The following is a 14,152-nucleotide window of genomic DNA, read 5'->3' on the forward strand; positions in this document are numbered from 1 at the left end:
ATTAATTTTTTTATAGAATAATATTTCAAAATATAATTAAATATTGGTGAAATATGTCGATAGATCGGATAGATAAAAAAATCCTAGAAATTTTGCAAACAAACAGTCAAATTTCGAATCAGGAATTGGCCGAACAAGTAGCCTTATCTCCCTCTCCATGCTTGCGTCGCGTTAAGCTGCTGGAAGAAAACGGGTTTATCAATAAGCAGGTGACCCTCTTAAATCCTGAAAAAATCGGTTTAGAACTGACGGTTCTAGTTTTAGTCGGATTAAATAGTCATCAACCCGCTCTCATGAATGGCTTTGAAGAGCGCATGCGTCTACTGCCTGAGGTCATACAATGTTATCTGATCACCGGCCAGTCTGCTGATTATTTGCTGAAGGTTATCGTGCCTGATTTGAAGGCTTATCAAAGCTTTCTTCTAGGTAAGTTGACTGTAATTAAAGGGGTTAGTAGCGTGCATTCCAGTTTTATCTTGCGAAATATTTGCGATACGACAGCCTTGCCTTTGGATCATTTATAACCATAGCCCGTCATCCTGAGCGCAGTGCAGGATCTCCTTAATGAGGCATAGTGCCAATCCCGGAGATCCTTCGCTGCGCTCAGGATGACGGGCACTGACGTTAACTTAATGGCAGTGAGGATGACGGGGTGGGGAAAGGGGATATGAAAGGTCATCAAAACCCCGAAGTAATCGGACAGCGCCAATCTTTCCCAAAGGCGCGGGGGCTTATTTTTACTCCCGGCGCTGCTTGTCGGCGTTTGTACTCATTACGCTGAATTAAGCGAATTACCTTGTTAACCTCCGCTACTGAGTATCCCTGCTGAATCAGATCTGCTGCGGCCAGATTTTCTTCCATATAACCTTTGATGATGCTATCAAGCACTGAGTACTCAGGCAGGCTATCCTGATCTTTCTGATTTTCAGCTAACTCAGCAGAAGGCGCTCGACTAATAACTCGCTCAGGGATTACGCCCTGGATGCGATTACGGTAAGCTGCCAGAGCATAAACCTGTGTTTTCAATACATCCTTTAAGACAGCAAAGCCGCCTGCCATATCTCCATAGAGAGTCGCGTAGCCTACTGCGGTTTCGCTTTTATTGGAGGTTGTCAGAACCATATTCCCTGTTTTATTCGATAAGGCCATTAAAAGCATGCCGCGGATACGGGCTTGTAAATTTTCCTCGGTGGTATCAGCTGCTAAGCCTTGAAATGAGGGCGCTAAGGTGGCAAGAAAACTATTAAAAGCAGGTTCGATGGATAGATTCGTACTTTTGACTCCCATAATTCTCAATTGTTGCTCAGCATCTTCCAGGCTTATATCTGCGGTGTAGCGAGAGGGCATCATAACTGCATGCACTCGGTCTGCACCCAAGGCGTCTACTGCAATAGCCAAGGTTAGGGCTGAATCGATCCCACCAGATAAACCAAGAAGAACTCCTGGAAAGCGATTTTTTTCCACATAATCGTGGGTACCACAGACCAGGGCTTGATAAATTAACTCGCTCTGCTCAAGAACTGGAGCAAGAGTTGAGTCTAATTTCTGTCCTTGCAGACTCACCGTTTGTAAATGCTCCTGAAAGGCAGGGGCACGGCCCTGGATTTTGCCTTGATGGTCGAAGGCCAAGGATTGACCGTCAAAGACCAATTCATCCTGACCACCAACCTGATTCACATAGATGATAGCCAAGCCTGTTTGAGCATAGTCCTGCAATAATTGCTCTCTTAGGGCTGGTTTCTCATAGTCGAAGGGCGATGCATTAATACAAATCATCGCATCAGCTCCTGCATGCCTGATTTGCTCGACTGGGCCGGGTTGCCAGAGATCTTCACAGATGCAAAGACCTAAACGATAACCTTTGACTGTAAAAATACAGGCCTCAGCAGAACCGGGGGAGAAATAACGCATTTCATCAAAAACGCCGTAATTCGGCAGATGTTGTTTGTGATAGATCGCAAGGCGCGAACCTTGATGAAACACTGTAGCAGAATTAAAGCAATGCTCATGCTCCATGCTAGGATGACCAAGGATAACATGGCAATCTTTAGTACGGTTTTTAATCGCAGCCAATCCTTGCTCAACGCGCAGAAAAAGCGCCTCACGAAATAACAAATCCTCTGGTGGATAGCCGGTAATAGCTAACTCAGGAAAGACTATCAAGTCGTGTTTTTCTTGTTCCTGCTCAATTATCGCAATTATTTTTTCAACATTAGCTTCTATAGCGCCCACGGTTGGGTTGATTTGACCCATAAGTATATTTAAAGACAGCATGTTATTTATTGAAAACCTCAATTAAAGTTTATCTTATTGATAAATAATGAAAATTTTTTCTGTGATTTCTCAATTAGAGTTTTTAAAAAGCCATTTATTCTTATAAGAAATATAGTCATAAAATATTAATAAGTAGTATTTTTATTTTACAGATGTTAAATACAGGCTAAATTGTTTATAATATACCGTTTGATTGTTCAGTTTGTAATAGGTTTTATATGCTAAAAGAAGCATTATCACGGATGGCGGATGTTTTTTTACCCAACGTGCTGATGCATGGCCAGGAATACCAGCAAAAAGGTTATGTATTGAATATACGACTTAGCGATGGTCTTCTTAAGGCTCGTGTAAAAGGTCGTTCAAGTCAAATCTATGATGTTCATATTGATCTGAAAAGCTGGCCCGGTGCTGCTTCTCGTTGTACTTGCCAATCTCGGATGAATTGTAAACATGCGGCTGCAAGCCTTTTTGCTTTACAGATCAGAGAAAACTATGAGATTCCCGCCCCGTCAAAAAGTAAAGAAAAGGTTTCTCTGAATACCTGGCTAAGTACTCTGCGTGAAAAAGAAATGATTGAGCAAAAACCAAGCTCTTCACATCAGGTTGCCTATCTAATTGAGCCGCAATTTGGCAGTTACGAACATCGGATTGTAATAAGATTAGCAATAAGCAAACGCCTAAAACGGGGTGATTTAGGTAAAAAAACGGTTTTCAATACGATTAGCGAAAGCCGCAAACAATACTTTACCGAAACTGATGAAAAAATTATTGAGTCCTTGCTATCAAAAGCCAATGCGCGAGGATGGTTTGAGCGCTTAGCTATTCGAAATAGTGATTTGTTTGAAAAGATCCTTGCTACAGGGCGAGCCTATTTAGCTGGCGCTAAAGAGCCGCTCCTAAAGCTTGGAGAGCCACAAGAAGCCCGATTTGAGTGGAAGTTAGCGACTAATGGTTCACAGGTTTTAGTGTTAGAAGGGGATGGGGATACTATTGAGCCTCTGTTTTTAGATAAGACTTGGTATTTTGATCGCGATGAAAACCTGCTGGGTCTGGTAAACCTTCCTTACAGTCCAGGGCAGTTAATGCATCTGTTAAATAGACCGCCAGTCACCTTAGAACAGACAGATATTGTTGCCAATGAGTTAGCTGAAACTAATCCTGAAGTACCCGGTCCACGAGTCTTTACTAATAAAATACTAGTAAAGAATCGACCGGTTCCGAAGATAAGCTTCGATGCAATCGATCTGAGCGATAGTCATAATGGCGCTGATAATGAGCATCAGATTTTATTCCTTGCCGATTTATTTTTTGACTACGATGGGATTCTCATCGCTAGCAAAGAAGAGAAATCTAGTCTTTTTCGTACCCAGGGTGATAGCTTAATTGAAATTCAGCGCGATTCTCTCTATGAAGCTGAGGTTGCCTGGGAGCTTGAGCAAATACTTAGTCTTCGCTCTGCTGGTATTTCTGAAAAACTACGCACTGAATTCGATATGAGCCAGGAGATGATCCTGGCTCATTATAAAAACAAAGACGATTTGCAACGATTATATACGCAGGTTATTCCTATCCTGAGCAAGAAGGGTTGGCAGGTTGAATTTACTCATCCAGTCTATGAAGAATTGGTTGATGCAGATGAGTTGGAATGGTTTTCTGAACTCGGCGATCGTGGCAATGATTTCTTCTCTTATCAGCTTGGTATTTTAGTTGATGGTAAACCCGTCAGTATAGTGCCTCTAGTTGCAGAGCTGATTGGCCGGATTGGCAGAGATAATCTTGATAGTTTGGAAGATCAGGAGCGAGTGCGCTTGCCTTTGACAGAGGGTAAGGTCTTACAGGTAAGTCTTGGACGAATCAAACCGCTGCTGCGTTTTCTTTTACAATACGGTCTACGCCACATCAAAAATGATGATCCTTCCTTAGAAATTAATCGCTACCAACTCTTGTTAATGCAGGAAACTGAACAAGCAATGGCAGCTGTTTCAGCGCGCTGGCAAGGGAATGAAGTTTTACGCAGGCAGTTACATCAACTAACCACGCTGACGGAACTTCCGTCTATTGCAGTTCCTCAAGGTTTGAAAGCAACCTTACGTGATTACCAGCAACAAGGTTTAAATTGGCTGCAATTTCTGCGTCTAAGCCGTTTTGGCGGTGTTCTTGCCGATGATATGGGACTGGGAAAAACCGTGCAAACGCTTGCCCATCTACAGGTTGAAAAAGAACAGGGGCGTTTAACAAGGGCTAGTTTGATTGTTGCGCCAACCAGTCTGGTTGGAAATTGGTTTGCTGAGGCTCAACGTTTTACCCCTGAGTTGAAGGTATTGGTGTTTCATGGTCTTGATCGCCACGGCGGTGATTTTGATGATTATGACCTGATTATTTCAACCTATGGTCTTATTCAGCGCGATAAAACTCGTTTTACTGATTACCCTTTCTATTATTTAATTCTTGATGAAGCCCAATCAATCAAGAATGCGCGAACTAAAACGACCCAGATTATCCAGCAAATTCAGGCGCAGCATCGCCTCTGCTTGTCTGGTACTCCCTTGGAAAATCATTTAGGTGAACTTTGGTCGCTATTCCATTTCCTCATGCCAGGTTTATTAGGTGATGTAAAACAGTTCAGACAATTCTTTAGAACACCTATTGAAAAGCTTGCAGATTCGGAGCGAAGAAACTTACTGGCGAAACGAGTGCAACCCTTCATGCTGCGCCGGACTAAAAACCAGGTTGCCTCAGAGTTGCCTGCTAAAACAGAAATGACCCATGTCATCGAGTTGTCAGGTAATCAGAGAGATCTTTACGAAGCCATACGCATGAGTATGGAAGTAAAAGTTCGTGATGCAATCGCCAAGCAGGGGATGGGAAAGAGCCATATTGTTTTGCTTGATGCCTTGCTCAAACTGCGGCAGGTTTGCTGTGATCCAAAATTATTGTCGATGCCTGAGGCTGAAATTGCTCATGGCAGTTCTGCCAAATTAGATGCCTTGATGGAATTATTAGATAATCTGATGAATGAAGGCAGAAGGGTTTTAGTGTTTTCGCAGTTTACTTCTATGCTGCTACTGATTGAAGAACAGTTAACAGCGCGTAATTATGAATATCTAAAGTTAACTGGTCAAACGCAAAACCGGCAAGCCTTGGTGGATAAATTCCAAGAAGGCAAAACCTCAATCTTTCTGATTAGCTTAAAGGCTGGAGGCACAGGATTAAATCTGACGCGAGCCGATACGGTGATTCATTATGATCCTTGGTGGAACCCTGCAGTGGAAGAGCAGGCGACGGATCGAAGCCATCGCATAGGTCAGGAAAACCCAGTTTTTGTTTATAAATTAATTACATCAGGAACGGTAGAAGAAGCGATTTTGGCGATGCAAGAGAAAAAGCGGCAATTATTTGATGGTATTCTAGCGAATAATGCCAGTGGTATGACTAGTTTAACATCAACTGATATAGAACAGTTTTTTATGCCACTTGCTGATTAAGTCTTAGCAAAATAATCATGAACGTCTCTCGTCATCCTGAACGTCTCTCGTCATCCCGAACATCCCTTGTCATCCCGAACGTAGTGAGGGATCTCCGGGATTTGCACTATGCCACATTCCGGAGATGTTTCACTACATTCGACATGACGTATGTCTTTGAGGGATGAGGGTTTGCTCCAAACAATTGCAAACTATTGAATCATAGCCTATTCTTCTAATGAGAAATTTATGGAGAAAAACATGAAACATTGGAAGGCGTTTTATGGGTGTTTGTTTTCTTTGCTGTTTGCACCATTGGCGTTTGCAGCAGGATCACCAGCAGGAACATGGACAACCATCGATGATGCAACAGGACAGAAGCGAGCAGTGGTGAGTATAAATGTGTCAGGTGGAACCTTAAGCGCTACGATTGTCAAAGTCTTTCCACAACCAGGTGATACAGGCATTTGCTCAAAATGTCCGGGTGGATTTAAAGGCAAAAAAATTCAAGGCATTCAATTTGTCTGGGGATTGAAAGATAAAGGCAATGGAGTATGGGATGGCGGTCAAATCCTGGATCCTAAAAGTGGTAAAGTTTATCGAGCCAAGATGACCTTGGAGGGCAATAAACTTTATGTTCGTGGCTATGTCGGTGTATCAGCCTTAGGCCGTACTCAAGTTTGGGTGAGATGATTAAATAACACCCAGAACTTTCCAAAGAGCTACCTCAAAAAGATCCGCGGACAAGCCGCGGGATCTTTTTGATCCCGCGATCGATGCCGCGGGGATTTGGAACAGTTAAGAAGAGGCAAACTAAAAGATGTGTTTTTTTCTATTCAGCATTACAATAGCCAGCTAAACACTTTTCCTATTCATACAATGTCTGAAACACAAACACGAAAGAATGCTGTTGATCCCCTGCGACGTCCGCCGCATTCAGCAGAAGCGGAGCAGTCGATTATCGGTGGCTTGATGCTAGATAATCAGGTTTGGGATAAGGTGAGTTCCAAACTTTGCGAAACTGATTTTTATCGTACTGAACACCGTATTCTGTTTCGTGCAATTACTGACTTAGCAAAAAAAGATCAGCCCTTCGACGTTGTGACCCTGCTCGATACTCTGAAATCAACTAATGATCTGGATGATGCCGGAGGTGAAACTTATTTATTTGAATTGGCCAATAATACCCCCAGTGTTGCTAACGTTTCAGCCTATGCAGATATCGTGCGTGAAAAATCGGTGCAAAGACAGCTGATTACTGTCGCTGGTGAAATTGCCGATTCAGCTTACAACCCAGGCGGCAGAGAAGTTGCTGAGCTGCTTGATTTTGCTGAAACCAAGGTTTTTGCCATTGCTGAGCAGACTGGAGGAGATGGCGGGCCTGAAAGCATAAAATCGATTCTGGTTAAGGCCGTGGAAAAGATTGATACCCTTTATCATAACGGCGATGCAATCACTGGTTTGGCAACGGGTTTGACAGATTTGGATGAAATGACCTCAGGGTTGCAACCTTCTGATTTGGTTATTGTTGCTGGACGACCCTCAATGGGTAAAACCACCTTAGTAATGAATATGGCTGAACATGCTGCTATTAAATCAAGCAAGCCTGTTCTGGTTTTCTCGATGGAAATGCCTTCAGATTCACTGGCGATGAGGATGATGTCATCCTTGGGACGTATTGATCAGCATAGGATTCGTACAGGAAAACTTGATGATGATGATTGGCCAAGAGTCACCTCAGCAGTTCACATGTTATCTGAAGCGCCTTTATTTATCGATGATCAGCCAGCGTTAAGCCCTTCAGAAATGCGGGCAAGGGCGCGACGTTTGGCTAAAGAGCATGGTCAATTAGGCTTAATTGTAGTCGACTATCTTCAATTGATGCAGGTTCCTGGCTATAAAGGGGACAACCGTACTGCTGAGATTTCAGAAATTTCACGTAGCTTAAAATCCCTGGCTAAGGAATTAGAAGTTCCAGTCATTGCCTTATCTCAGTTAAACCGAAGCTTAGAGCAACGTCAGGATAAGCGCCCTGTAATGTCTGATTTGCGGGAGTCAGGTGCGATTGAGCAGGATGCTGATTTGATCTGCTTTATTTATCGTGACGAGGTTTATCATGATGATAGCCCTGATAAAGGCGTAGCTGAGATCATTATCGCTAAGCAGCGTAATGGTCCTATTGGTAAGGTGCGAGTTGCCTTTCTTGGTAAATATACTCGTTTTGAAGATTTGGCTTTTACTGGTTACCAAGGGGCAGAATAAGGTGGCAAGACCCACACGCGTACAAATCGATGAAACTGCTTTATTGCATAATCTCAATACAATAAAACGTTGCGCGCCTGAGAGCAAAGTTATTGCAATGGTAAAGGCAAATGCTTACGGCTGTGGTATCCCTGCGGTTGTTCCGGTGTTGGAAGGGCAGGTTTACGCTTTTGGCGTTGCCTGTCTTGAGGAAGCAATGGCAATAAGAACCCTTGGTATTCGCAGCGATTGTGTTTTATTTCAAGGGATTTTTACTCCCGATGAATTGCATTTGGTTGCTGCTCATCATTTCCAGCTGGTTATCCATCAGCCACATCAACTCAATTGGCTATTAGCAACGCCCCTGGCAAATAAAATTAAGGTTTGGGTAAAGATTAATACTGGCATGCATCGCTTAGGTTTTGCACCAGAGGCCTGTTATGAGGTGATTAATGCCCTGACTAATTGCCCTTGGGTTGATGAGGAAATTGGTTTGATGACTCATTTGGCCTCAGCGGATGAGCCAGATAATCCCTCAAACCAAAGCCAGCTAAGACTTTTTAAAGACTTGGAATTTCCCGGGCAATATCTAAGAAGCATCGCTAATTCAGCAGCGATTCTTGCTTTGCCTGAGACACATACTGATGTTGTTCGGCCTGGCATTATGCTCTATGGCGTTTCTCCCTTTTCTAATCAAACGGGACAAGAGTTGGGATTACTCCCTGTCATGCGCTTTGTTTCTGCAATTTCCGCAATTCACCATTATCCCGCTCAAGCCCGTATTGGTTATGGCGGAACCTGGCAGACGACTAAACCGTCTATTATTGGTGTGGTTGCTGCCGGCTATGGTGACGGTTATCCCCGGCATATTGCGCAAAATACACCAGTATGGGTCAATGGGCAGCAGGCCCCAATTGTTGGACGGGTTTCAATGGATATGTTAACCGTCGATTTGACTGACTGTTCCGATGTACGAATTGGTGAACCGGTTGAGTTATGGGGGCAACATATTCCTGTCGAGAAAATTGCCTTGTCGGCGGGGACAATCGCTTATGAGCTGCTTTGTCAATTTTCACCCCGAGTTCGTCAAGATAAGCATTTTAGCTAGCGATATCTGATAGATTAGTTTTCTTGTTGTATTAATACTGCTCTCTCTCATCGGGTGAATCTGGATAATATCTAACCTCGATGATAGAATGGCTGCCGATTTTACGACCATTACACAGGTGAATACAAATGAAAAAAATAGTGCTGGCATCGTCACTCTCACTCACAGTTTTACTAACTAGTTGTACTCAGATGAATAATGAAGGGGTAGGAACTATTACTGGTGGTGTTGTTGGTGGTCTTATTGGAAGCCAATTTGGTGGTGGTTCAGGCAAAGTGGCCGCTGCTGCTGGTGGCGCTCTCTTAGGCGCTTACCTGGGTGGTAACATTGGTCGAACAATGGATCGCCTTGACCGACTGGAAATGCAAAAGGCTTTGGAAACTGCACCAACAGGTCGAGCTGTAGCCTGGTCAAATCCAGATACAGGTAACCGCTACACTGTACAACCAACCAGAACCTACTATACCAATCAACAGCCTTGCCGTGAGTACATTACTAAGGCAATTATTGGCGGTAAACCACAGCAGATTTATGGAAAGGCCTGTCGCCAAGCGGATGGTTCTTGGCGTGTTGTTAGTTAAATAGTCTCTAGATCTTTCTCTCCTGTAGTGGAGAGAAAGATTTAATCACAGTTGTAGTCAATAATAATTCCAATAAGCTTCGCGCACCTACAATGTTGTATTTCTAGCAAAAGGTTAGTGCTTTATAGAATCTTTGCACAAGACAGTAATAGGTAGGTCCCCGCCGCCCTACGGCGTTCCCAAAGACGTACGTCATGTCGAGCGTAGAGAGACATCTCCTGAATGTGGCATTGTGCTAATCCCGGAGATCCCTCACTTTGTCTGGGATGACGGGGTCTTTATCGATTTTTGCCCCATACAAGGCCACTGTGCACTGGTTTATCATTTTTTTGTTGATCATAATTAATTCAACTAGGGGTATTCTTAATAATCTCTTAAGGATTGATTGCTAATATCCCCTGAAAATCGCAAGTCGAGGTGGTTTGGAAATGCAATTTATTGATCTAGCGGTTCAAGTCATACCAGGTTACGATCTCTTAGAGAAAAATCAAAAAGACGCTTTCGAGCAGACAGAAGCTGGTCGGCTTTTTAAATCTTTTGTGAGTAAATTTCTTTCATTAGCAAATCCTAGAGAAACTAATTCAAGTGCACCTGTAAGAATAATAAAGTTTGGCTGGTCTTTATTATCAGGAAAACTTGAATCAGAAAGAAGCGCGTTCTGGGATCAATTTTCAAAAGAAAAAACAGACCTATTTAATTCAATCAAGGGGAGCCGTGACTATGAAGCTCTGATTAATCGAATTAATTATGAACTACTTAAAATCGTGTATCCTGATTTTTTACTTCTGACCCCTCCTCAGCAATCAGTACTAACAAAAGCTCCATTCTCAATGTCCTTATACTCCAGTCTTTTGCCGCTTATGACAGCTCAAGCAGAGGAACAAAAGAAATTCGATGCCATGGATCAGTGGCAAAAAGGCACCAGTCCGGGTATGGATGTTAGGTCTAGATTGGAAGAACTTGAGGAAGAGAAAGAGAAAATTATTAAAGAATGGACCATGAAATTTCAAAAGAGCGCTAAAATGGCTCCGCTGCGAGAAAGAATCGCAGAACACCGGGCGCCAGAGCGGGCTTCAGCCTTAGCAAGGGCATTACCAATTCTAAATAACACTCTGCCTCCTTCAGAACGCTCTATGGTTGAGTTGTATATTGAAGAGTATAAGAAGGAAAACCGTAAAGCAGAGCCTGATTTGGCGAAAATGGAAGTGGAGTTTCTCACCTCTGTTATCTTTCATCACTTACAGAATGCAAGCCTAAATCATATTAATTTTCTTAATCTGCAGAATTTTAACCACGACCAAGCCAAGGAAATTGCCAAAAAAATCCTTAAAGCGATTGCCAAGGACAGAGCTATAAGCATGGCTTCCTGGCTAGAAGAGTATGAGGATAATCTTAATCGTCATGTTGAAAGGAGACTGCGTTTAATTAACGGTAAAATCAGGAAGATTGTGGCTAAGGCAGAAGAGAAATCTGGTATGCTCAGTTCGCTCTCCTACCTTTTTTGGCATAGTGCAGCAGTAAACAAAACTACCGAGTTTTTTGACAAATTAGCGGATGCTCACGCTTTTATTCAGTACACCGGAATGTCTACTCAGAACGAAAGCTCTTATCTGGTTATCGTCGATCTCTATAACTACTATCGTTCAGCGGGTCAAATCACTGAAACAAGAACAATTTTATTTAGTCTGCTTAAGCCTTTCATGCCCTTGTATGAGGAATACAAAGAAATTGGCTTGTATGAAAAAAATGTCTACCGAAAAATTTTCCGAACAGTAATGCCCTTATTGGTTATCGCTGGCTTTGTCGTTCTAGTTGCCGCAATGCTGTCGCCTTTGGCAATCCCTGAGCTCGCCTTTTTAATTGCTGCCATACCTACCTTATTTTTAGGCATTTTTCTGGCTAGTAAATATGTGACTATAAAAAATGAGCTCCATCAATATTTTCGTACTAAGTATTATGGCGGCGCCTTTGAAATTCCAGAATTTAAAATTAATCCGCGCATGCTTCATATCTTTGGCAGCGAAGAGAATGCTGAGGTCATTAGAGCGATTTATATTAATGAGTTAAAAGCCTGTGATGAGTTAGAAAAATCCTATAGCGAAAGGGGCGGTGATGGTTTATTAACAGAGGAAGAACTTAAATTAAGAAAAGATAATATTATCAGGCGCCATAGCATCCTTTTAGAGTGGTACGATATCCATAGTAATAACGAACTTGGCTTTGAAAAGGTACCCAAAATTGTAGAAAAGCGTTTAACAGATATCGCTGATGAAGAAACAAAATTAATGGAAAAGGATATCAACGAGCATGATCTGCAAAAAGCTCGCAGGTGCGTTGCGCGTATTGTTAGTGAGGCGAAGGCTGCGTTGATAGTTGAGCATAGTCACATTATGGATATACCGGTCAATCCAGGAACTACTTCTACCTCAACACTTGCTACTGATGAAAGTTCAGTCTCTGAGAGGCCTGCTAGGAGAACAAGAGAAACGCGAGCCAGAGTTGAAACCTCTGTTAGTTCCTCCTCTGATAGTCAAGCTGAGCGCTTTTTTAAACCAAAATCATTAAAGCATCAAAAGAAAGCAACTGAGATGGAACAGGCTTTGGGTTTATTAGAGATGAATCCACTACAACTCCAGCTTAGTGTTTCTTAAGTTTCCAGGCTAGGCTGGGCCTAAGCAATGACATATTTGTGCTATATTTATAATTATGCAGATCGTATTAATATTGCTCTTTCTGATTAAGATTCTATTTATAAAGAGGACTTAATTAAGCACTTTTAGGGAGTATGTCATGTCATCACCAATTTATTCAGCCTTGCCTCATCCTAGGCGTCCTATGGTTTGTGTCCACCCAATGATGAGTGTGTCTCAATGTATTGATCTCATGGCTAAAGAAAATATTGGTGCTTTAGTTGTATGTGATGATGAGCAACTCCTGGGCATGGTTACTGAACGAGATATAGTTCGAGCTTGCTTGCAACCTAATCTGGATCTACATAGTACCTCTGCTAAGGATATTGACTATAAAGATGTAGCAATCCTTGATCTTTTTGATCCTGTCGAACTGGCAATGGAAATTATCACTAACACCAAGCGACGCCATGTCCTGGTTGCTGAAGAGGGTGAAGTGGTCGCAATACTTTCAATCGGGGACGTGCTTTTTTATTTGCTCGAAGATAAGACTAGAGTGATAGAACAATTGGAAAATTATATCCATACCTATTAAGTTTTGGGTTACCTCTTTGCCATGATAAGAAGAGCCGCGGTCAAGCCCATAGGTATCTACACAAGTGACTGTAATAGACGCACGTCATCTAGAGTGCAGCGAAGGATCTCCGAGATTAGCACTGTGCCACATTCAGGAGATCCTTCACTACGCTCTGGATGACGTAATGTTGAGACAAGGAGGGACATTTGTGTAGATACCTATGGGGCAAGCCGCGGGAATTCGGCATATTAAAACTTTCGAATCCTCGCGGCTCTATTATGGCCACCTATTTATTCCTAACCAGGCTGTAGACCGTGTTCATCTTCAAGTTTTTCAAAAGGTTTATAAGTCCGCATATCAATAGAGAAAAAGTTACTAGCTGAGGCATGATATTTATACCAACTTGGTTTTATTACCTGAGCTGCACCTACCTCACAATCTGCTAAACGACACAGTGCCAAATAGCTTGCTGCATTTAGCTGCTTTTCTCCCTTAGTAAAGGTCACCAGTAAGTCTGTAAAAATTTTTCCTGGCGATAATTCAGATCGAATTGCACTAAATTCGAAATGAAGATCAATGCCCAAATGCCACTTAAAAAAGGACTTTATTTTTTCTCGGATAACCTCATCACCAAAAACTGTCATTAATGCATTATTTTCTGTTGAGGTCATTGCCGAAAATTTACCACCGGATTTAAGTAAAATGGCGGCATAAATTAGGCTGTGTAAAGGATTGTTTGCATAGGTTGCTGGACCGTAGGTATCAAATACTTTGTCTACTGTACCTTGTCTTTGCTCTAATAACTCAGTCACTGATTCATCATGAGGCAACTTACCTTTAACAATATGAATACCGGCATAATCACAGGTATGCCTCTTGATTTCATTAGGTGAGGCACTTACCCCAACTAAGACACAGTGCTTCTTAAGCTCTAAAGCTAAATCAATTAAAAATTGTCCAGTTCCCATACCTAAATCAACGATAACTGGGTTTGCTGGTAATTCAGAGAGAATATCAAGTTGGTTGGTTTGGCTTTCGTCTTTTAGGCTTTCTTCCGTATTCACTGCATGCAAGGTTGCAACTTTTATTTTACCGCGGCTATTTGGCCAGACATTGGTGGATTTCATCTTCTTTCTCCCGTTTAAAAAGCAGGGGAAATTCTATTGTTCTAAAAATAACTAAACCATGACGCAAATCGGACATTGTTATTAAATGTTACAATAAAAACGCAAAATGTTTTAAATATAGCCATATTGTGTGTTATTATGTCTTCGTGT

General features: G+C 42.2%; 10 protein-coding genes. 8 read left to right on the top strand and 2 right to left on the bottom strand.

Features of this window, described 5'->3' with window-relative positions; genetic code table 11:
- Positions 1-53: 53 nt before the first annotated feature.
- Positions 54-524, top strand: a complete 471-nt coding sequence (locus tag BN1094_RS15040) for an Lrp/AsnC family transcriptional regulator (protein ID WP_099909032.1) — start codon at positions 54-56, stop codon at positions 522-524.
- A gap of 154 nt (positions 525-678) precedes the next feature.
- Here BN1094_RS15040 and BN1094_RS15045 read toward each other — a convergent pair whose 3' ends face one another.
- A complete protein-coding gene (locus BN1094_RS15045) occupies positions 679-2,274 on the bottom strand; it encodes an NAD+ synthase (protein ID WP_044011976.1) in 1,596 nt (531 codons plus the stop codon).
- A gap of 218 nt (positions 2,275-2,492) precedes the next feature.
- On the opposite strand from BN1094_RS15045, the gene BN1094_RS15050 reads away from it, so the two are divergent.
- The 7 genes from BN1094_RS15050 to BN1094_RS15080 all read left to right on the top strand — a co-directional run bounded on the left by BN1094_RS15050 (position 2,493) and on the right by BN1094_RS15080 (position 12,893).
- Complete coding sequence (locus BN1094_RS15050; protein ID WP_044011977.1) at positions 2,493-5,759, top strand: DEAD/DEAH box helicase; 3,267 nt, start codon at positions 2,493-2,495, stop codon at positions 5,757-5,759.
- A 240-nt stretch (positions 5,760-5,999) separates the two neighbouring features.
- Positions 6,000-6,431: a DUF2147 domain-containing protein gene (locus tag BN1094_RS15055; protein ID WP_044011978.1), complete on the top strand. Its 432-nt coding sequence runs from the start codon at positions 6,000-6,002 to the stop codon at positions 6,429-6,431.
- A gap of 186 nt (positions 6,432-6,617) precedes the next feature.
- Positions 6,618-8,000, top strand: a complete 1,383-nt coding sequence (gene dnaB / locus BN1094_RS15060; protein WP_044012547.1) for a replicative DNA helicase — start codon at positions 6,618-6,620, stop codon at positions 7,998-8,000.
- 1 nt (position 8,001) lies between these two features.
- Complete coding sequence (alr, locus tag BN1094_RS15065; RefSeq protein ID WP_044011979.1) at positions 8,002-9,087, top strand: alanine racemase; 1,086 nt, start codon at positions 8,002-8,004, stop codon at positions 9,085-9,087.
- A 128-nt stretch (positions 9,088-9,215) separates the two neighbouring features.
- Positions 9,216-9,668 carry an RT0821/Lpp0805 family surface protein gene (locus BN1094_RS15070; protein WP_044011980.1) on the top strand — a complete coding sequence of 151 codons (453 nt, stop codon included), beginning with the start codon at positions 9,216-9,218 and terminating at the stop codon, positions 9,666-9,668.
- Between the two features lie 428 nt (positions 9,669-10,096).
- Positions 10,097-12,319, top strand: a complete 2,223-nt coding sequence (locus BN1094_RS15075) for a hypothetical protein (protein ID WP_044011981.1) — start codon at positions 10,097-10,099, stop codon at positions 12,317-12,319.
- Positions 12,320-12,458: 139 nt separating this feature from the next.
- Positions 12,459-12,893 carry a CBS domain-containing protein gene (locus BN1094_RS15080; RefSeq protein ID WP_044011982.1) on the top strand — a complete coding sequence of 145 codons (435 nt, stop codon included), beginning with the start codon at positions 12,459-12,461 and terminating at the stop codon, positions 12,891-12,893.
- 278 nt (positions 12,894-13,171) lie between these two features.
- On the opposite strand, the gene BN1094_RS15085 is transcribed toward BN1094_RS15080, so the two are convergent.
- Positions 13,172-14,002 carry a class I SAM-dependent methyltransferase gene (locus BN1094_RS15085; RefSeq protein WP_044011983.1) on the bottom strand — a complete coding sequence of 277 codons (831 nt, stop codon included), beginning with the start codon at positions 14,000-14,002 and terminating at the stop codon, positions 13,172-13,174.
- Positions 14,003-14,152: the final 150 nt, after the last annotated feature.

It is taken from the genome of Legionella massiliensis, assembly GCF_000756815.1.
Taxonomy (GTDB): Bacteria; Pseudomonadota; Gammaproteobacteria; order Legionellales; family Legionellaceae; genus Tatlockia; species Tatlockia massiliensis.